General features: G+C 43.4%; 14 protein-coding genes. 11 read left to right on the forward strand and 3 right to left on the reverse strand.

Going from position 1 to position 20,452, the window contains the following annotated elements:
• Positions 1 to 115 precede the first annotated feature (115 nt).
• The 5 genes from JFC10_RS05735 (at position 116) to JFC10_RS05755 (ending at position 11,083) form a co-directional block, all read left to right on the forward strand.
• A complete protein-coding gene (locus JFC10_RS05735) occupies positions 116 to 1,189 on the forward strand; it encodes a hypothetical protein (RefSeq protein WP_198332067.1) in 1,074 nt (357 codons plus the stop codon).
• Positions 1,190 to 2,091: 902 nt separating this feature from the next.
• Entirely contained in the window at positions 2,092 to 6,555 is a 4,464-nt protein-coding gene (gene gltB / locus JFC10_RS05740) for a glutamate synthase large subunit (protein ID WP_198332068.1), read from the forward strand.
• 179 nt (positions 6,556 to 6,734) lie between these two features.
• Positions 6,735 to 8,156: a glutamate synthase subunit beta gene (locus JFC10_RS05745; protein ID WP_198332069.1), complete on the forward strand. Its 1,422-nt coding sequence runs from the start codon at positions 6,735 to 6,737 to the stop codon at positions 8,154 to 8,156.
• A 219-nt stretch (positions 8,157 to 8,375) separates the two neighbouring features.
• On the forward strand, positions 8,376 to 9,614 hold the full coding sequence (locus tag JFC10_RS05750; protein ID WP_198332070.1) for an FUSC family protein: 1,239 nt from the start codon (positions 8,376 to 8,378) through the stop codon (positions 9,612 to 9,614).
• A 233-nt stretch (positions 9,615 to 9,847) separates the two neighbouring features.
• Positions 9,848 to 11,083, forward strand: a complete 1,236-nt coding sequence (locus JFC10_RS05755) for an FUSC family protein (protein WP_198332071.1) — start codon at positions 9,848 to 9,850, stop codon at positions 11,081 to 11,083.
• A gap of 141 nt (positions 11,084 to 11,224) precedes the next feature.
• Here the strand turns inward: JFC10_RS05755 and JFC10_RS05760 are convergent, their stop codons facing one another.
• On the reverse strand, positions 11,225 to 12,358 hold the full coding sequence (locus JFC10_RS05760) for an ABC transporter substrate-binding protein (protein WP_198332072.1): 1,134 nt from the start codon (positions 12,356 to 12,358) through the stop codon (positions 11,225 to 11,227).
• A 354-nt stretch (positions 12,359 to 12,712) separates the two neighbouring features.
• Here JFC10_RS05760 and JFC10_RS05765 point away from each other — a divergent pair, with 354 nt between their 5' ends.
• Together JFC10_RS05765 and JFC10_RS05770 are read left to right on the forward strand one after the other, a co-directional pair.
• Positions 12,713 to 13,510: a 3-oxoacyl-ACP reductase gene (locus tag JFC10_RS05765; RefSeq protein ID WP_198332073.1), complete on the forward strand. Its 798-nt coding sequence runs from the start codon at positions 12,713 to 12,715 to the stop codon at positions 13,508 to 13,510.
• 114 nt (positions 13,511 to 13,624) lie between these two features.
• Complete coding sequence (locus JFC10_RS05770; RefSeq protein ID WP_193013432.1) at positions 13,625 to 13,888, forward strand: hypothetical protein; 264 nt, start codon at positions 13,625 to 13,627, stop codon at positions 13,886 to 13,888.
• 35 nt (positions 13,889 to 13,923) lie between these two features.
• On the opposite strand, the gene JFC10_RS05775 is transcribed toward JFC10_RS05770, so the two are convergent.
• On the reverse strand, positions 13,924 to 14,754 hold the full coding sequence (locus JFC10_RS05775; protein ID WP_227685950.1) for a Cof-type HAD-IIB family hydrolase: 831 nt from the start codon (positions 14,752 to 14,754) through the stop codon (positions 13,924 to 13,926).
• A 387-nt stretch (positions 14,755 to 15,141) separates the two neighbouring features.
• Here JFC10_RS05775 and JFC10_RS05780 point away from each other — a divergent pair, with 387 nt between their 5' ends.
• The 4 genes from JFC10_RS05780 to JFC10_RS05795 all read left to right on the forward strand — a co-directional run bounded on the left by JFC10_RS05780 (position 15,142) and on the right by JFC10_RS05795 (position 17,760).
• Entirely contained in the window at positions 15,142 to 15,732 is a 591-nt protein-coding gene (locus JFC10_RS05780) for a hemerythrin domain-containing protein (RefSeq protein ID WP_198332074.1), read from the forward strand.
• 128 nt (positions 15,733 to 15,860) lie between these two features.
• A complete protein-coding gene (locus JFC10_RS05785) occupies positions 15,861 to 16,370 on the forward strand; it encodes a BLUF domain-containing protein (RefSeq protein WP_198332075.1) in 510 nt (169 codons plus the stop codon).
• Between the two features lie 141 nt (positions 16,371 to 16,511).
• Entirely contained in the window at positions 16,512 to 16,994 is a 483-nt protein-coding gene (locus JFC10_RS05790; RefSeq protein ID WP_198332076.1) for a BLUF domain-containing protein, read from the forward strand.
• 286 nt (positions 16,995 to 17,280) lie between these two features.
• Entirely contained in the window at positions 17,281 to 17,760 is a 480-nt protein-coding gene (locus JFC10_RS05795; RefSeq protein WP_198332077.1) for a BLUF domain-containing protein, read from the forward strand.
• A 159-nt stretch (positions 17,761 to 17,919) separates the two neighbouring features.
• On the opposite strand, the gene parC is transcribed toward JFC10_RS05795, so the two are convergent.
• On the reverse strand, positions 17,920 to 20,226 hold the full coding sequence (parC, locus tag JFC10_RS05800; RefSeq protein WP_198332078.1) for a DNA topoisomerase IV subunit A: 2,307 nt from the start codon (positions 20,224 to 20,226) through the stop codon (positions 17,920 to 17,922).
• Positions 20,227 to 20,452: the final 226 nt, after the last annotated feature.

A 20,452-nucleotide genomic window follows, 5' to 3' on the forward strand; every position in this document is an offset into this window, starting at 1 on the left:
GCGCTCAAGAATGCTCACTGAACTCAATGGTTTAAAGCAGACTGGCTCGTCGCAATTTTACTTGACTGCGCATCTCTTGAATGCGGTCAACTTTATTTTTACCAAGGATACTTCCATGGCAGCTTCAAGATCAACGCCGCGTACCGCTAGCCAATCATATCGCCGTCAAGCATTGATTTGGCTGATAATGACCTTGCTGTTGGGTGTGGTTACGGCTCTGATTTGGATGTTTAGTCAAACACCAGCGATGGGTGCAAAAATTGAAAATGCCCCAATATCGCCACCGCAAACCATAAGTACTGTGCTTGAACAGCCCTTGAAAATTGAGTCGTTACACGAGCTTGATACCGACGTGCAGCCTATTAGTTTTGATACGACGGTGCGTGATTTGCGAAATTATCCGGCTGAGTTTAAAGACAAACGTTATTTGTTAGCGAACAAAGGCAAATGGACAGTGCAGGTTATGAATGTCGCTGAAAATGATGTAATTGCCAGTTATCTAGAAGGCCGCGCCGACCGCGATAAATTTGCTTATTTCCGTTATCTTGACGATGAAAACCAAGTACGTTATATGCTGACTTATGGCATCATGAGCAGCCCACAAGAAGCTGTCGGCGCAGCAAAACTGATAGACTTTAAGTTGCCTAATAATGTGCGTGTGTTACCAGAAGAGATCAATCGCTATGTCGCTATTATCGATAACTATGAACGCCCTGATCCGGTTAAAGATTTGAGCACCAGACGTACACGTTCTGTTGATTTAAAACCGACTAAGCGCGAAGTGCCAGTACGCCAGACACTGCCAGAAGCTGACAGTACTGACCGCGGTAGCCAAGAAACTGCCAGTAACCGCGACAGTGAAAGTATTCGTCAGTTAGCGGATACCTCTGCTACGTTATCGGTGACTGAAGAACGGATCGTTGGCAATGAAGAGCAAGTCTCATCTGCTACAGCTTCTAAAAATGATGGTAGCGCGAGTAAACCTGAGCAAGATAATAAAAAATCAGCGACATCAGGTACTGAGAACGGCATTAAAAGCCCTCCCGTAGTCCCAACACCCAAGCCGCCAAGTAGTAGTACCAGTAGCACAAATTCTGGCGCAAACGCTACTAGCAAGAATGCCAATAGCAATCCTCCTAAGAGCAACAACGACAGCATAAAAACGCTGATAGAAGACAAAAGTAATTAGAGCGTGTTTGCTCTTCGACCATATCATTGATGGTTGTGATGAGCTCGTTACCACTATGATTGACAGAAACCCACTAACAAGCTGGTTGGTGGGTTTTTTTGTGGGGCATCATAAAGTAGGTTGTTAGCGCCAAAAATATATATTCAGACGGAGCGAACCTTGATCAATCCTCTTAATTAAGCCTTGTCATCAATACTATGTATCAAAATTTGCATAAAATATTTAGTCATCCTATAACCAATAGTAATAAGTTCTCTTACAAAATATGGTTGATGAATCGATAGAAAAGACTAGATTTTTTGCCCATCATTAACTAATATAACTGTGGGCGACGTTCTGTATAGTTATCGTAAAAACTGTTTTTCAACGATAAATTGGTAAGCTTTTATCATTTAAAAGATACATTACTAAAACTTATTTTCTTAAGCGCGGCCAGTTGTCATGTATAGTTAAGCTATCGCAAGTGGCGCAACCTCTCTTATTATTGCTCTCTTTAGAGTGAATGAAGCGCTTGAGTACAGAGCGTCAGATATTCAAAGTTAATCAAATGCAAGATTATTAAATGCTTAATCAATCAGCCCTAATTGCTAGGTATGGTTTGATAACAAGCGACACTCAAGATAGCGACATTGCGTTATTGATAGTGGGCATACAGGGCCGTATGTCATTGCCAAGGGCAACCGCTTACTGTCTGTTAATATATTAATGATCTGTTAAGACATCATCCAATGACTGGGAGGGTCAGGATTTCACCTTACTCTCAAAGTATGATGTCTATGAGCCTCACGCCATTTATTAATTCGGATATACGAATATTAATTATCAGCCCGTTCTGCTTACGGTCTTCAGTTTATGATCTGCATTGGATGCATAAATTGCCCGTTCACTTAAAAGGACTAGCCATGTCAATGATTTCCTCGCAAACCCACCTGGCCACGCCAGATGACTTTTCTGATAATTGTGGTTTTGGTTTGATCGCTCATATTGAGGGACAAGCCAGCCATGATTTGGTAAAAACTGCTATTCATAGTCTAAGCTGTATGACCCATCGCGGCGGTGTTGCTGCTGACGGTAGAACGGGTGATGGTTGTGGTCTACTACTGGCGACGCCTATTGAGTTTTTCAGAAATATTGCTGCTGAGCAAGGGTTCGCTATTGCTGACAACTTTGCGGTTGGTATGGTCTTTGTCAATGTAGATGAAACAAAAGCCCGTGATAGCCAGCAAGTGCTAAGCGATGAGATTGTCGCCCAAGGATTAGAAGTTGCTGGTTGGCGTGATGTACCGCTTGATTTGAGCATCGTTGGTGACATTGGCCGTGAGACCTTACCTGACTTTAAGCAAGTGTTTGTCAACGCACCTGATGATTTGGCAGCGGACGACTTTAACCGTAAACTGTTTGTCGCACGCAAAAAAGCAGAGCAGCGCTTGGCTGATGATGAGCTGTTTTATGTGTGCTCATTGAGCTGTCAGACGATTATTTATAAAGGTTTGGTGATGCCATCAGACTTACCAGCATTTTTCTTAGATTTACAAGATGAGCGTTTGGCATCGCATATCGTGGTATTTCATCAGCGTTTCTCCACCAATACCTTGCCGCGCTGGCCATTGGCACAGCCGTTTCGTTATCTTGCCCACAATGGCGAGCTGAATACCATCACAGGCAATCGCAATTGGTCTGAAGCACGGACGCCAAAACTAAAATCAGACAAACTGCCCAATCTGAATGAATTAACGCCATTGGTTAACAGTACTGGCTCTGACTCATCAAGCCTAGATAATATGTTAGAAGTCCTCATGTCCGGCGGTATGAATCTATTCCATGCGATGTCGATTCTCGTGCCACCCGCTTGGCAGAATGTCGATAGCATGGATATGGATTTACGCGCTTTTTATGAGTTTTATTCGCAGCACATGGAAGCGTGGGACGGACCAGCAGGTTTGGTGATTCAAGATGGACGCTATGCAGTCTGTATGCTTGATCGCAATGGTCTGCGCCCATCGCGTTGGGTAACCACTAAAAACGGCTATATAACCGTTGCCTCTGAAGTTGGGGTGTGGGATTACGAGCCACAAGATGTATTGGCGAAAGGTCGCGTTGGGCCTGGTCAGATGCTGGTGATTGATACGTTGACCGGCCAAATTCTAGATACTACTGCCATTGCAACCTTACTGAAAACAGCTCATCCATATCGCAAATGGTTACGTGAAGAAGCCACTCGTATCCGTGACAATGAGCGCTTAGAAGAGACTCTAGCAACGCAAGCTTGCCGCGGCGATAAGCTCAAAGCATTGCAAAAAATGTATCATATTACCAATGAAGAACGTACTGAGATTATCCGCCCCAATGCCGAAAATGGTCAAGAGCCCGTTGGTTCAATGGGTGATGATACGCCCATGGCAGTGCTATCGCAGCAAATCCGCCATGTCGGCGACTTTTTCCGTCAGCAGTTTGCACAGGTGACCAATCCACCGATTGATCCATTGCGTGAATCTATCGTGATGTCATTGCAGACCTGCCTCGGCGCTGAAACTAACGTGTTTGCGCCATCAGCGCGCGATGCACACCGTATTATTTTGTCATCGCCCGTACTGTCAGCCAGCAAGATGCAGCAGCTTGAGACCTTGGGTGATCCAGCCTTTAAGATGGCACGTATTGATTTAAACTATGAGCGCAGCCTTGAGTTGTCAGAAGCCATCAGTGCTATCTGCGAGCAAGTGGCTAACAGCATCCGAGCTGGTCACACTTTGATTGTGTTGTCTGATAAAGACATCGATGCCGATAAAGTACCAGCCAATGCCATCATGGTAACAGGTGCGGTGCATCATTATTTAATTGGTCAAGGCATTCGTACCGATGCTAATTTGATCATTGAGACTGGTTTGGCACGCGATTCGCATCAAGTGGCAGTATTGATTGGCTTTGGTGCGACCTGTGTTTATCCCTACTTGGCTTATGATGTTATTGATGATTTGGTCGCGACTGGTGAGCTGCTTGGTGATCCGATCCAAGCACGGGTTAATTTCCGTAAAGGCTTAGACAAAGGGTTGCTAAAAATCTTATCAAAAATGGGCATATCGACTATTGTCTCTTATCGCGGCGCCCAGTTGTTTGAAGCAGTGGGTCTCTCTGAAGAAGTGGTGAGCCTGTGTTTCAAAGGCGTGCAGAGTCGTATTAAAGGTGCTACCTTTGCAGACTTAGCTGCCGATCAAGCACAATTAGCGGCGAATGCCTTCAAGCGCCGCGCACCACTAGATCAAGGTGGCTTGCTGAAATTTGTCTTTAATAAAGAATATCATGCCTTTAATCCAGACGTGATCAACAGCTTGCATACCGCCGTACGCACGGGCGATTATGATAATTATCGTAATTATGCCAACTTAGTGAATAGCCGTCCGGTTGCCACCTTGCGTGACTTATTGCAATTAAAAACAGATAATCCGATTGATGTTAATGACGTAGAGGATATCTCAGCAATTTTGAAGCGCTTTGACTCGGCGGGCATGTCGTTAGGGGCATTGTCACCCGAAGCCCATGAAGCGATTGCCATGGCGATGAATACCATCGGCGGGCGTTCAAACTCTGGTGAAGGCGGGGAAGATCCAGTACGTTATGGCACGCTGCGCAACTCGAAAATTAAGCAAATTGCCTCGGGTCGTTTTGGCGTAACACCTGCGTATCTTCGCTCGGCCGAAGTGATGCAGATTAAAGTCGCACAGGGTGCCAAGCCAGGTGAGGGTGGTCAGCTGCCGGGTGGTAAGGTCAATGCTTTGATTGCGCGCTTACGTTATTCGGTACCGGGTGTGACGTTGATTTCACCGCCACCGCATCATGATATTTATTCTATCGAAGATTTAGCACAGCTGATTTTTGATTTAAAGCAGGTCAATCCTGATGCCTTGGTATCGGTAAAACTGGTATCACGTCCGGGCGTTGGTACTATCGCGACCGGCGTGGCAAAAGCTTATGCCGACTTAATCACTATCTCAGGCTATGATGGTGGTACAGCAGCCTCTCCGCTGTCCTCTATCCATCATGCAGGCTCACCATGGGAGCTAGGACTTGCTGAAACCCATCAATCGCTACGAGTGAATGGACTGCGTGATAAAGTACGAGTGCAAACTGATGGCGGTTTAAAGACTGGTCTTGATGTGGTTAAAGCCGCTATCCTTGGGGCAGAAAGCTTTGGCTTTGGTACCACGCCGATGATTGCGGTTGGTTGTAAATACCTACGTATTTGCCATCTTAATAATTGCCCGACTGGGGTTGCGACGCAAAAAGCCAAGCTACGTGATGAGCATTTCATTGGCGAAGCGGAGATGTTGATTAACTTCTTCAAATTTGTAGCAACTGAAACACGCGAATGGCTCGCCGCCCTTGGTGTGCGTAGTATGGAAGAGTTGGTCGGACGTACTGACTTGCTTGAAGTATTAGAAGGCAACACGGATAAACAGCGTCATTTGGATTTAACGCCATTATTATTTAGCCATCCTGCCAGTAGTGGTAAAGCCCAAACCTGTCAGGTAGAGCGTAATGAGCCGTTTGATAAAGGCTTGCTCGCTGAACAGATGATTAGTGATATGCTGCTCAATATTCGTCAAGGCAATGGCGGTGATTATAGCTATTATGTCGGTAACTGTGATCGCTCTATCGGCGCGCGTATCTCTGGTGAGATTGCACAAGTATGGGGCAACCTTGGCATGAGTGATATGCCAATTAAGCTGCATCTGACTGGTACTGCTGGGCAGAGTTTAGGCGTCTGGAATGCAGGTGGTCTAAATATTGAGCTAGAAGGCGATGCCAATGATTATGTCGGTAAAGGCATGGCTGGCGGTGAGATTGTCATTTATCCACCAAAAGACTCAAGCTTTACGGCGCAAGAGACAGCCATCATTGGTAATACCTGCTTATATGGCGCAACGGGTGGTAAATTGTATGCAGCTGGTACCGCTGGCGAGCGCTTTGGGGTGCGTAACTCTGGCGCGCACGCAGTCATCGAAGGCACAGGCGATCATTGCTGTGAATATATGACAGGCGGTATTGTCACTATTCTTGGACGTACGGGCCTCAACTTTGGCGCAGGCATGACAGGTGGTTTCGCTTATGTACTTGATATGGAAGGTGATTTCTTTGACCGTTGTAACCATGAGCTGATCGATCTTAACCGTATCTCAAGTGAGCAAACTGAGGAACACCGTATTCATTTGCAGCAAGTGATTGAAGCGCATGTTAATAAAACAGGCAGCGCATGGGGTCAAACGATATTGGCTGACTTTGAACACTATGTTCGTAAGTTTTACTTGGTGAAGCCTAAAGCGGCAAACATTGCGAGCCTTCTCAAAACCACCATGGCTGACCCACAATAGCTTTGCTTGGATTATCCAATGTTCCGCTTTTAAAAACCTTTTAACTCAGAGGTTTTCAGCAGGTAAGTGACAGCAATGAATGAATCTCTTAATTTTGCGATACAAGAGACATCGTTGACTGTCACCGCCCACTTTAAAAAAGCTTGATATAAAAAGCCTCATATTAAAGAGACAATACCATGGCAAAACGCTTAGAAAATAGTTTTCAGTTTTTAGATGTACCACGGCTTGAGCCGACCAAAAAAGACATCGCCACGCGCTCAACGGAGTTTGTTGAAATTTATAAACCGTTTGAGAGTGAAGCAGTCGCGCAGCAGTCACACCGCTGTCTGGAGTGTGGTAACCCTTATTGTGAATGGAAATGCCCTGTACATAATTACATTCCTAACTGGCTCAAACTGGCCACCGAAGGGCAGATCTTTCAAGCGGCTGAATTGTGTCACCGCACCAATACGTTGCCTGAGGTCTGCGGCCGCGTCTGTCCACAAGATCGCTTATGTGAAGGAGCTTGTACGCTGAACGATGGCTTTGGCGCTGTGACCATTGGTAATGTCGAGAAGTACATCAACGATACCGCCTTTGCACTTGGCTGGCGTCCAGATATGTCTGATGTGGTTTGGACAGACAAAAAAGTCGCGATCATCGGTGCAGGGCCAGCAGGTTTGGGCTGTGCGGACATACTCGTTAGAAACGGCGTAAAACCAGTTGTGTTTGATAAGCGTCCTGAAATTGGTGGTTTACTGACCTTTGGTATTCCAGAGTTTAAAATGGAAAAAGACGTTATGCGCAACCGCCGTGTCATCTTTGAAGGCATGGGCATGGAGTTTCGTCTTGAGACAGAAATCGGTACCGACATTAGTATTGATGAACTGCTAAGCGAATACGATGCAGTATTTATGGGCATGGGTACCTACACTTATATGCGTGGCGGCTTTGCTGGTGAAGAACTAGAAGGCGTCCATGATGCGCTAGATTATCTGATTGCCAATGTCAATCGTTGCAACGACTGGGAAAAAAATCCTGAAGAGTATATCGACTTTAAGGGCAAAAGAGTCGTGGTGCTAGGTGGTGGCGATACCGCGATGGACTGTAACCGTACCAGTATTCGTCAAGGGGCGAATCAAGTAGTCTGTGCCTATCGCCGTGACGAAGAAAATATGCCAGGTTCACGTCGCGAAGTGGTCAATGCTCGAGAGGAAGGCGTTGAATTTCTATTCAATCGTCAACCGACAGAAATCATTGGCTTGAATGGTAAAGTAAATGGCGTAAAAGTCGTCACGACTCAATTGGGCGCACCAGACAACCGTGGTCGTCAGCGTCCTGAACCCATTCCTAATTCAGAAGAAATTATCCCATGTGACGCAGTGATTATGGCCTTTGGCTTCCGTCCTAGCCCTGCTGATTGGTTTGAGACTCAGCAAGTGGCAATGGACAGCTCTGGTCGCGTGCTGGCAGCGGAAAAGCAAACCTTTAAATTCCAAACCAAAAATCCTAAAATATTTGCTGGTGGTGATATGGTGCGTGGTTCTGATTTGGTCGTGACCGCCATTTGGGAAGGTCGTGAAGCCGCTGAAGGTATTTTGGACTTCTTAGAAGTATAATTGGTTTATATCCAGTTATTAACAGTCCTATTTCAATCTCAAACGTCTTTTGCCTTGTAACAGGCAAGAGACGTTTTTTTTAATAGCTGGCTATTTTTAGCCCATTTAGTTGCTTTCGTTCAGATTTAGGACGCGCCCTAAGAAACCGTTAGTATTTTACATCTACCATATTATCTATATGCTTTAATGCTATTATTCAATTAAAAAGAGTATCTATGCGTGAAACCAAAAACTTGGCAACGATTTACCGCACCATTCATTGAGCCTTATGCGCGCTATCAGCATGCTGATATCTTGCATGCCATACGTATAGGTGCAGCTATCATGCTTGCCCTATTAGCAAATCAAATTAGCCATTTTCCACATGGGGAATGGACGACTATTACCGTCTTTATTATTCTAGGATTGCTACAGTATCAAGGCGCTATTTATACCAAGGCCAAAGAGCGAGTATTGGGCACGGTTTTGGGTATTGTCGTGGCATTTGCGATCTTATGGTTCAATAAAGAGACTGGTGCTTGGTTAGGGACAGAGTATCTGCTTATTGGTATCATCAGTGGGATTATTGGTTATTTTTCGGTCAGGCGGCTAGGGTATACTGGGTTACTCACTGGTATTACTATGCTGATGATAGTTTCTAATTTAAATCAAGTTAATATGGCGCAAGATGGTGTCTATCGCGCACTCAATATCTTAATCGGTACGGGTATTGCTGTTATGGTGACAGTGGTCTTACCTCTCAAATCTACCTTGATGTGGCGCTTTTTATTGGCAAATAATTTAGAAGCCTGTAGTACTATTTATGCTGGTGTCGGGCATCATATCGATGCTGAAATAATGGCTCCCAAGTCGCTTGTCTATACTAAGGCGACAAGCTCAGCCAGCCTGACTTATCCTAAAAATAATAGCGCTATGCCAGATATGCCTGTCAATAAAGCGTTGATAAAATCGCTGCAGCAAATAAACAAGCGACTACTCGCAGTACGTCCACATATTGCTGCGACAGCAAGTGAATCTGGTATTGATAAAGAAACCATAGAAACCATTCAGCGAACCCATCGTAATATCATCGGCACCATCGATTTATTGTTAAGTGCGGCGCCGCGTTTGGTAAATATCGATATCGATGATGATAACCATACGCTACTGATTCACTATCAACACGAGCTCACCCAAGCAATGCAACACATCGCGGCAGTGCTACGCAGCCCAAGCGATCAAACTTTTCGACCCATTACGCGCATTGCGCTATCAGAATATCCTAGCGTACAGTATGCAACGTTTGAGTGGCAAGGGTATTTTTGGTTAACGCAAACGTTGCAAGCACAACTGCAACAGTTAAGTGATCTGCTACAAACGACCAAACCGCAGTGGTATGCTGCTTCTGGTCTTCGATATCAACGGCGTGAGCAGCGTAGAATGAAAGAGCAGGGGGGCGAGTCCGACTTACACTTGTAAATACACGGAATGTTGGCAAGTATTTGTCAGCGTCTTTTAGCTATTACCAATAGCCAAATGCTATGTTCTTAGGGTGTTTTTTTGTTGTTATGTGCTAGCATGTTTTGACCTTCAGCGTCTTTTATCTTTTAATAGGTAAAAGGCGTTATTTTTTATCATTACTTTATGTATGGTTAAGCCAGTAGCTAGGATTTAATCGCTTTTTTATTCATTCATTATAAGAGATACCCTGCGTGAAATCGACTTTTTGGCAGCGACTTACCGCCCCGTTTGTAGAGCCTTATGCCCGCTACCAGCATGCGGATGTTTTGCATGCTATACGTTTGGGAGTAGCGGTTGTCACTGCGCTATTACTTAATAAAGTCACTCATCTGCCGCATGGCGAGTGGACGACCATTACCGTGTTTGTCATATTGGGTTTGTTGCAATATCAGGGAGCGATTTATACCAAGGCTAAAGAGCGGATCTTGGGTACCTTGCTTGGGGTGGTGGTGGGGCTTAGCTTTTTATGGCTGATTAAAGATATCGGTGGCTGGTTGTGGCTATATTATGCACTGATTGGCATTATCAGTGGCATCATCGGTTATGTGGCGGTCAAGCAATTGGGTTATATCGGTCTATTGACAGGCATCACCATGCTCATGATTGTATCGAGTCCTGACCATAGCAATATCGTCCAAGATGGCTTATATCGCGCGTTCAATATTTTGCTTGGCGCAGGGGTTGCAGTGGCAGCAACGCTAATTTTACCGCTTAAATCGACATTGATGTGGCGGTTTTTGTTGGCCAGTAATCTTGAGGCATGCAGTAATTTGTATGCAGGGGTTGGCAATCATATTGATGCAGAAGTTCTAGTGCCCAAGCCGTTTAAATATAGTAAGGCGACCAGTTCAGCCAGCATTATTTATCCGTCGAGCAGTTCTATACCAGATACGCCAGTCAATAAATCCTTGGTGAAAGCGCTACAAAAAATTAATAAGCGCTTGCTTGCCGTGCGTCCGCATATCGCAGCGACAGCAAGTGAATCAGGGATTAAAAAAGAAACGCTAGAGACCATCCAGCGTACTCACCGTAATATTATTGGTACGATTGATTTATTGTTAAGCGCGGCACCGCGTTTGGCAAATATTGAGATTGACGATGAAAATCATATTTTGCTCATCCACTATCAGCACGAATTGACGCAGGCGATGCAGCATATGGCAGCGGTATTACGTAGCCCAAACGATGAAGTGTTTCGCCCTATTACGCGCATCGCCGTATCAGAATATCCAAGCGTAGAAAATTTAGGCTTTGAGTGGCAAGGCTATTTTTGGCTGACCCAAACTCTGCAAGTACAATTGCAGCGTCTCAGTGATTTGCTGCAAACTACTAAGCCGCAATGGTTCGCTGCCTCTGGTCTGCGCTATCAACGCCGTGAGCAGCGCCGTATTGAACATAAAGGCAGTGAAACCGATTTGCACTTATAAATGAGACACAAATAAAAAACGCTGACTCTGTAAAGTCAGCGTTTTTTTTCGGTCAAAATTATTAAAAGCCATTCTTAAAAAAAGCTATTAAAAATGGTGATTAAAAACGGCTATAAACAATCAGCTGTTAACAAACAATGCTTAACGACCCGTTTTTAGCTTATCCCAATACTGCTGATACACTTGCAATGCTTCATCGCCCACATCTTCTTGGAACTCAGCTTTTGCTAGCACTTCTTTGCTAGGATAAATGGTCGGATTGTTACGTACATCTTCATCCATCAATTCGCGAGCCGCCATATTTGGTGACGCATAACCAATCTCTTCACTGACGATTTTAGAGTTCTCTGGACGCAGCAAGTAGTCAATAAACTTGTGCGCTGCATCGACTTGTTTGGCGTTTTTCGGAATGACAAAGTTATCCATCCACAAGATAGCGCCTTCAGTTGGATATTTATAAACCAAGCTGGTCAAGCCTTCGTTATTGGCGATAATTGCCTCCCCATTCCAACTCATACCAACCGTGGTTTCACCTTCCATATAAGGCATGCGCGAAGCATCCGAGTTAAAGGTTTTTACATTTGGCATTAAGGTGGTCAGCTTCTCATAAGCGGCTTTGATTTCATCAGGATTTTTACTATTACCTGAATGCCCAAGGGTCAATAGCGCCATGCCAAACACTTCACGCATATCGTTCATCAGCATCACTTGACCTTTATACTCAGGACGCCATAAGTCATTCCAGCTATTTACTGTCGCAGGATCGACCGCATCACCATTGATGGCAAGACCAGTGCTACCCCACATGTAAGGAATCGAATATTTGTTTTCTGGATCAACCTTGGTGTTGGTAAAAGACGTATCCAGGTTTTTAAAGTTGCTCAATTTGGATTTATCGAGCTCTTGCAACAACCCTTCTTTGGCCATTTTTTCGACATAATACGTCGATGGGATGGCTAAGTCATATTGGCTAGAATCGTCGAGCAGCTTGAGCTTGGCATACATGGCTTCATTAGAATCAAAGGTGGTGTAATTGACCTGAATGCCTGTTTCTTCGGTAAAGCCGTCGAGGATTTCTTGTGGCATATACTCTGACCAGTTATACAAATTTAGCGTTTCAGCACTGGCAGTGGTTCCATCAGCAGCCGTATTATCTGACTTGCTACAGCTAGCAAGTGCTAGACCAACAGCCACTGCTAATAGGGCTTTTGGAAGTATATGAGCGCTACGAGCAACGCTATGGGCGACAGGGTGAGACGATGATAAATGGGTCAAAACAACTCTCCTAAATAAAAATGATACAAATGAATAAAAACCAGGTGATAGATAATGAATGCTAAGTGTTAAAGAAAAGGTATCGAGCCAATTGTGGAACCATTATGGCTATGATTGTTAGTAATTTAAAGGGCAAAGGTGAATACCGTTCTTCAGACCATCATTAAAGATAGCGCTGATAACTGGTTAAGTGGTCGTCAGAAATAGGGAATTGCCGCTGAATTTCAGCAAAAGAATAAGCGCAAATAATCGTGCTATGATGAGCATTGGTTTGTTTTTTAGTCATCACTCAGCAACACAGTTTGTACAAAACAAATAGATCAACCATAACATAATAATAAAGGATGCAGCATCATGACCCAGAGTCACTCACCGATTCCAGCGTTATTACCAGAGAAAGTTGGCATCGTCACTGGCGCTAGTCGCGGACTTGGTGCCCAGATTGCTAAGCAAATGGCAGCAGCAGGCGCACTCGTCTGCGTCAATTATCTGAATAGTAAGGAGGCCGCCGACCAAGTGGTTGCTGATATTATAGCAGCAGGTGGCAAGGCATTTTCTTATCAAGCTGATGTGACTGAACTTGAGCAAGTACAGGCGCTGGTGGCTGAAGTGGTTACGCGTTATGGTCGTATTGATATATTGGTCAATAACGCTTTGCCAAGCTATCAGTTTAATCCCAGTGCTGAATATACCAGTATTGAAACCGTCAAATGGCGGCATTTTTCAAAGCAAATTGATGGTATCGTTAAAGGCGCAGTAAACACCGTTCAAGCGGTATTGCCACAGATGAAAGCGCAGAAAACAGGCAAGATTATCAATATCTCAACCAATCTTGTTTATAATCCAGTGGTCACTTATTATGACTATACTACGGCTAAGTCTGCATTGATTGGGCTCACGCGCAACTTGGCTTCTGAGCTTGGACAATATGGGATACGAGTGAACTTGCTAGCAGGTGGGCTGCTAAAAACCACAGATGCGAGCAGTCTCACCACCGAAGAGGTGTTTGATTATATTGCAACCACGACACCACTACGCCAAGCGACCTCGGTAGCTGACTTTGCCAATTCAGTGCTGCTTATGGCATCAGATTTGAGTTCGGCGATTACTGGGCAGTCAATCGCTGTCGATGGTGGCTTGACCATGCCTTGAGGCCGTAATCCCTAAACGTTAATGAAAAAAGCAATGTGCAATAAATAGTAAAACGACATAAAAAAATAAGCGAAGTCCTAATCATATTGATTGAATGAGATATAAGGAAATAAGATGAACAACCGTAAACGCGCTGGACTGATTACTGCTGTGCTTGGCATCGTCGCTTTTATGACCATGTTTAACGCTGGCTCACCGACACCTATTATTAATTGGCCAGTTGAGACCTATCTGGGTCTGGCATTTACGATTGGCTGGCTGAGCAGTGCACCCATTTGGTTGGCTTATGTATTAGCGGCTGTGGTAATCATTTTGATTATTGTCGGATTTTATAAAATCGGTGGTTGGATTTATGGGTTGCTAGCGAAGCGTCATTAAGTTTTTGCTGGATAACTCACTTCAAATTCCAATTATCAAGACGCAATATGAAACTGCTCAAGTACGGCTTGTATGCCGTGCTCTTCAATCGTTCCAGTGACAAAATCCGCCCGCGCGATCAATTCTTGCTTTGCGTCACCCATTGCTACCGCATAGCCGACCAAGTCAAACATTTCTAAATCATTCATCCCATCACCAAATGCCATGCAATCCTTTGCATCAATATCGTAATGCAGGCATAAATCTATGATACCTCGTGCTTTAGACGCTTCTGCGGGTAAGATATCTGCGCCAATATGATGCCAATGAACCAGTTTTAAATCATCCTGAGCAAAATCTACATCTTGCATCTTCTCTTCTTGATTGTTAAAAAATACCGAACACTGATAAACCGTATTTGCCTTATAGTAATCTGGGTCAAGTATAGAGTTTGGCGTGATGGCATTGTATTCACGCAGGCGCTCATTCTCATCTGACCATGCAATATGAGTCGCTGAGTCAAATTTATGAATAAGTTCACTTTTTTGGCACAACAGTACAATCTTGTTAGTCTGCGTATCTGTTAATGGATAATGACTAATTATGCCCTCTTTATTAAAGCTGTATTGCCCATTCATACAAATAATCGCATCTAAGACATCAGCTTCGAGCAAGGCTAAAATATCCTCAGGTAAGATGGCTTTGGAGCGTCCCGTTGAAATCACTAGCTTGATATCAGTTTTGGCAAGCGCTTCAAGCGTGGCTTGGTTGTGTTCGGCGATAATACCGTTACGGCTCAAGGTATCATCGATGTCAAAAAAGATAATCTTAGGTGCGGGGATTTTATTATCCATAGTGGCGGCAGCGGCCTTATCTACAATAAACATGGTTGTCCTTTGTGGTTTGTTCCTTAGGGTAAAGAGTCGCTCACTATCGCTTGGCGATATAAGATAAAGCCAATGTTGTCGTTAGTTATTATGCGTTTTATCCTACAGGCACATAAGCTAAAAATGATAGGATTTTGGCGGTTTTGTGTAACACAATAATTGAGTTTTGGTTATTATTTCTTGTGATTATAAAATGGATAAATAAAAAGTTGATTTTTCAGCGAAAAGCTATATATAACCTAAATAATTAGCTTATATATTTTAGTTTCGCTAATCAATAACTTTTTACCGATTTCAATTTTATACTTTTCAGTAAACTATACTCATAGATGGTGGTATGAAAGCGGAAAAATCGCCTGAGCGCAAATGAATTATAAGGACAACACCATGGCTGCTTCTAATCACAATGTGACCTCTCAAGACCTACCAAATGGTGCGTCTGGTCTATCGCCGCGTCATCCTGACAGTCGACTTGAGACGGATTGGCTATTTTTGTATGACCAGTTGCCACCTACTGATTGGTTCAAAGCCGATTATGTCTATAAGACCTCAGGCTGGCTTAATATACATGCTGACATACGCCAACGTCAGCGTATTCTGATTGAAATTAGTGGCGCTTATCGAATGAATAATTTGGAATGGTCAGCGTACCGTACTCAAACCTTACCACGGATTAATCAGTATATTCTTAAACTGCATCACCATCACAATATTGAAGATCAAGCCTACTTCCCAACCTTCATTCGTATGTATCCTCAGCTAAAAGCAGGTTTCGAAATACTAGATCGTGATCATGTGCACTTGGATGCGTTATTGAATGAGCTGCAAGCGTTAAATGGTCACTTAGCGAAAAGTGACGTTGAAGACAAAGCACTCACTGAACAACTGCATCAGACCTTAGTCAACGTGAGTGTGTTACTCTCACAGCATTTGACCGATGAAGAGGATTTAGTTATTCCTATTTTGGGGTTAAATTAAAGTCATATTTTCACCTATCAATAGGTAGCGATTACAAAATGAATAGCAAAATACCAAAAATCATTATTGAGTAAAGTTCATTTAAAATAGTATATTAATGAAAAAATTTTTTATTAATTGGAATTTTTATGTATAAAATTATTGATTACCTCATAGAAAAGAGTAGTGGCACGCCTGAAGAGAGGAATAAAGACGGCGAATCCATTCTTGTTAATCTGACGTACATTGGTAAAAACAGCAAAGAAAATTCAGGAATATTTTTGGCTCGTACTTTTGAAAAAGCGAAAAGAAATAACGAGAACAGTAACATAACCTCAGCGCTTGTCATTAATGATGATTATTTTATTCAAAATCTCGAAGGCTCAAGATATGATATCAATGAGTTTTTGGCAAGAGTGATTAATGAGCGTCCACACCTTGCACTTCAGGTGATAGATGTTGGAGAATTAGATTCACGTCGATGGAAAGGATTCTTGATCAAATATTTAACCTTAAACGCCCAAGACGATGAGAATATGCTTAAGAGTTTGTCAGTAGGGGCTGATTTCAATCCTTATTTAATGAGTCAGACCCAAATTGCACACTTCATAACTTTGGTCTTTGAAGAGAATGCATTTGATAAAAACCAATTAAGCTGATTTCAAAGTAATCAACTCTGAAAAGTGCTTTTTTGGTGGTTGAATAAGTCAGATTTTTAATGACTAATTGTGAAAAGCTTTGGGCAGATATTTTCTAAGTAATATTTTTAGTTAAAACAAATTTTATTTATCGGAATCTTTATGCAGAATAAAACAAACTGTATTTCAATGACCAACAAAGACGGTGAAAATGCGCTTATAAGCTTAACGTATATCGGTAATAACAAAGGAAAAGATGACGGTATCGAGTTGATTCGTACGCTTGAAAAATGGCGAGTAAGCAACAAAGAAACGGATGTCACTTCAGCACTTGCGATTAATGATACTTATTTTATTCAAAATCTTGAAGGTTCAAGATTGATCATTAATGAAGTTCTAGCCAAATTGACTAAGGAGTACCCGCGTATTTTACTTCATGTTGTTGAGGTGAAGGAAATAGAGAGTCGTAGATGGAATGGCTTTTTAATCAAGTATCTAACGTCAAACGACCAAGACACGGAAAATACACTCAAAAGTTTTTTGGCAGGTACTGAATTCAATCCTTATTTGATGAGACAAACGCAGATCACAAGTTTGATAAAGGCACTATTTGAAGAGAGAAAGGTTAACTCAACATCAAATTAACGTGCCAGTAATCGCCAGCCTTCGTTACTTTTAGTGGATTATTTGGTAAGCAGTTTCATAATATTATGACTGACATCACTAATCTGCACTCTTAACGCTTGATCTATGTATCAGGTTTATTTCTATTTCGAGGTTAAATAGAGGCTGAATGTGAGTATTATTTAAGTTCTAGCCAATTATTATTAGAGATTACAGAGAGATAGAAAAATATGAAAAATATCGTTGAATAGATTGTTTTTTAAGTGCTATCTTAAGTTAAAACATATCGTTGTTAATTGGATTGATTATGCAAGCAGCTACAGATTTTGAACCAGAAACGAGGAATAGAAGCGGCGAGCATATTCTCATTAGTCTAACGTATATCGCCAAAAAAACCGAAGTAAATTCAGGAATGGAATTGACGCGTGCTCTTGAGCACTGGCGAAGATATTTCGAAGAAAGCGGTATAAGTTCAGCCCTTGTATTTAACGAGAACTATTTCATTCAGAATGTTCAAGGCTCAAGACCGGCTGTCAACCATGCTTTGGCGAAAATAGTTAGTGAATATTTGGATATATTACCCAATGTTATTGGGGTAGAGGAAATAGTAGTGCGTCGGTGGGATGGATTTTTGATCAAGTATTTAACGTCAAGTATTGAAGATGAAGAATATGCATTAAAAAGCTTTTCAGCAGGTTCTGACTTCAATCCCTATCTCATGAAAAACTCTCAAATTGCCAGCTTTTTGAAGGCGGTTTTTGCAGATGAGCAGATTAACAAGATTTAAATTGAGAGTATTCGTTCGTCACAATAGTTTCTTGTCTTAATATTCAGCATGGCCAGCTACCACCCATGAAAAAGCCGTCTATACACACTGTATAGACGGCTTTTTCATGGGTGGTAGCTAGGTTTTTAACCCAGCTTACTCAAAATTAAGAAACCCAAATCAGCCAACCTCAACACTTGTCACATTCTGAAAGCCTCGTGGCAACTGCCCACCACGATTACCACGAGTGCCTGTGTAGTTGGCCAAATCATTGGGCTTTAGCGTCACATGACGTTTGCCAGCAGTAATGACAAGGCTGTCTTGCTGATTGAGTGGTGTGATAGCGAGCACTTCTTCATTCTCTTTCAATTTAATTAGTTTATTACCTTTACCGCGAGCCTGTTCAGGCAAATCAGCAAGCGCGAATATCAGTAAATATCCCGCATTGGTCACAACAGCGACATGGTCAGGTGCCACGCGTGTGCTGCTATTCTCACCTTCAGTATTGGCTGTCACATTTACAGGTGAATCGATACGTGCAACAGGGAGTAAGTGACTATCAGCGGCTAAGTTGATGATGTTTTTCCCCGCTTTTTGATTGCTATCGAGATTGCCAAGCGTATTGATAAAACCATAACCTGCGGAGCTAGCGAGGATGATGCGCTGATCGTTATCACCCGTTAATAACTGTTCAAAGCTGGCACCTGCTGGCGGCTTTAATACGCTGGTCAATGGATCACCTTGACCACGTGCCGAGGCAAGGTTGTGCGCATCGATACTATAGCTGCGTCCGGTACTGTCGAGCACGTAGATTTTTTCATTGGACTTACCGCGCACGTGCGCTTGATAGCTGTCACCTGAGCGATAGCTCATACCAGCAGCATCGACGTCATGACCTTTGGCAGCACGAATCCAACCTGCCTTTGATAGGATGGCAGTGATAGGCTCGCTCGGTACGAGGTCAGACTCTTTTAATGCTTGCGCTTCTTCACGTTCTGCCAGTGGTGATACGCGCTCGTTGCCGTGTTCTTTCATATCAGCGGTGAGCTCATCGATCATCAAATTGGTCAGACTGTCTGGATTGTCCAAATACTCTTGAATAATGGCGCGTTCGGCAGCTAGTTCGTCTTGCTCACGGCGCAGCTCAATCTCTTCGAGCTTTGCTAGCTGACGCAGACGAATGTCCAAAATAGCATTGGCTTGAATGTCAGTCAGATCATAATCCTGCATCAACGATAATTTTGGATCGTCTTCTTCACGAATGATGCGAATGACTTCATCAATATTAAGATAAGCAATCAGCAAACCTGCGAGGATGTGCAAGCGCTTATCGATTTTATCAAGGCGATATTGCAAGCGGCGCGTGACCACTGAGCGGCGACAGACGAGCCACTCTTCTAATATTTCTTTTAGGTTTTTGACCTGCGGTTTACCGTTCAGCCCAATCATATTCATATTGACACGGTAATTGCTTTCTAGATCAGTGCTGGCAAACAAATGACTCATGACACGTTCAACATCGACTCGCGTTGAGCGCAGCTCAAGCACGATACGGCAAGCGTTTTCGTGGTCTGATTCATCGTGAATGTCGGTAATCCAAGGCAGCTTTTTGTCAGTCATGAGCTTGGCGATTTGCTCTTGAATTTTATTGCCTGAGACTTGGTAAGGCAGCGCATCGATAATGACTAAATTTTTCTCTTTGGGGTCAATATGAAAAGTCGCGCGCATCTTATAGCTGCCGCGTCCAGTCTCGTACATCGCCTGCAAGTCTTTTTTACTGGTAATGATTTCAGCAGGCGTTGGCAAATCTGGCGCTGGTATTGATTGGGTTAATTGCTTAACCGATAGCTCTGGATTTTTAAGCAAGCGAATTGCTGCGCGTACCACTTCGTTGAGGTTATGTGGCGGGATATCCGTTGCCATACCGACTGCGATACCAGTCGTACCGTTTAATAAAATATTAGGGAGGCGGGCAGGTAGGGTCGTTGGTTCCTGCATCGTACCATCAAAGTTATCTTGCCAATCGACTGTGCCTTGACCTAACTCTGCGAGCAAAGTATTGGCATAAGCAGACATTTTGGCTTCGGTATAACGCATGGCGGCAAAGGATTTAGGATCATCAGGGCTACCCCAGTTACCTTGACCAGTAATAAGCGGATAGCGATAGCTGAATGGCTGTGCCATTAATACCATCGCTTCGTAACATGCGCTATCGCCATGTGGATGGTATTTACCCAACACATCACCGACCGTACGCGCAGACTTTTTGGCCTTGGCAGTCGACTTTAGCCCAAGCTCGCTCATGGCGTAGACGATGCGGCGTTGTACAGGTTTTAGACCGTCGGCAATATTTGGCAGCGCCCGATCCATGATGACGTACATGGCATAATTGAGATAGGCCTGCTCAGTGAACTCCGCAACTGAGCGAGTATCCATCGGCTCATTAGGAATGATTGGGGCAATGGTAGGATCAATAACATCGGACATAAAATAGGATTCACTTATCAGTTTTAATAGGTATAAATAATTGGTGCAAGCGTACAAATAGGATAGCGCTATCGTAAAGGATATTGGCAAAATTAAAAAGGCATAAGTCAGAATAGACGACAGATCGTGACGTGCTGGACGTGCGTGTTGCTTGCGCTTTGGCTCATAGCTTTTATACAACAAGAATTGATGAATTAATATTCGCTAGTAAATCACTGAAAAACTA

Source organism: Psychrobacter aquimaris (assembly GCF_016107525.1).
Lineage (GTDB): Bacteria > Pseudomonadota > Gammaproteobacteria > Pseudomonadales > Moraxellaceae > Psychrobacter > Psychrobacter aquimaris.

Excerpts from the sequence above, each read along its gene's own strand:
- JFC10_RS05735 (WP_198332067.1), top strand. The coding sequence starts at position 116 with ATGGCAGCTTCAAGATCAACGCCGCGTACCGCTAGCCAATCATATCGC.
- gltB (WP_198332068.1), top strand. The coding sequence starts at position 2,092 with ATGTCAATGATTTCCTCGCAAACCCACCTGGCCACGCCAGATGACTTT.
- JFC10_RS05745 (WP_198332069.1), top strand. The coding sequence starts at position 6,735 with ATGGCAAAACGCTTAGAAAATAGTTTTCAGTTTTTAGATGTACCACGG.
- JFC10_RS05765 (WP_198332073.1), top strand. The coding sequence starts at position 12,713 with ATGACCCAGAGTCACTCACCGATTCCAGCGTTATTACCAGAGAAAGTT.
- JFC10_RS05770 (WP_193013432.1), top strand. The coding sequence starts at position 13,625 with ATGAACAACCGTAAACGCGCTGGACTGATTACTGCTGTGCTTGGCATC.
- JFC10_RS05775 (WP_227685950.1), bottom strand. The coding sequence starts at position 14,754 with ATGTTTATTGTAGATAAGGCCGCTGCCGCCACTATGGATAATAAAATC.
- JFC10_RS05780 (WP_198332074.1), top strand. The coding sequence starts at position 15,142 with ATGGCTGCTTCTAATCACAATGTGACCTCTCAAGACCTACCAAATGGT.
- JFC10_RS05785 (WP_198332075.1), top strand. The coding sequence starts at position 15,861 with ATGTATAAAATTATTGATTACCTCATAGAAAAGAGTAGTGGCACGCCT.
- JFC10_RS05790 (WP_198332076.1), top strand. The coding sequence starts at position 16,512 with ATGCAGAATAAAACAAACTGTATTTCAATGACCAACAAAGACGGTGAA.
- JFC10_RS05795 (WP_198332077.1), top strand. The coding sequence starts at position 17,281 with ATGCAAGCAGCTACAGATTTTGAACCAGAAACGAGGAATAGAAGCGGC.
- parC (WP_198332078.1), bottom strand. The coding sequence starts at position 20,226 with ATGTCCGATGTTATTGATCCTACCATTGCCCCAATCATTCCTAATGAG.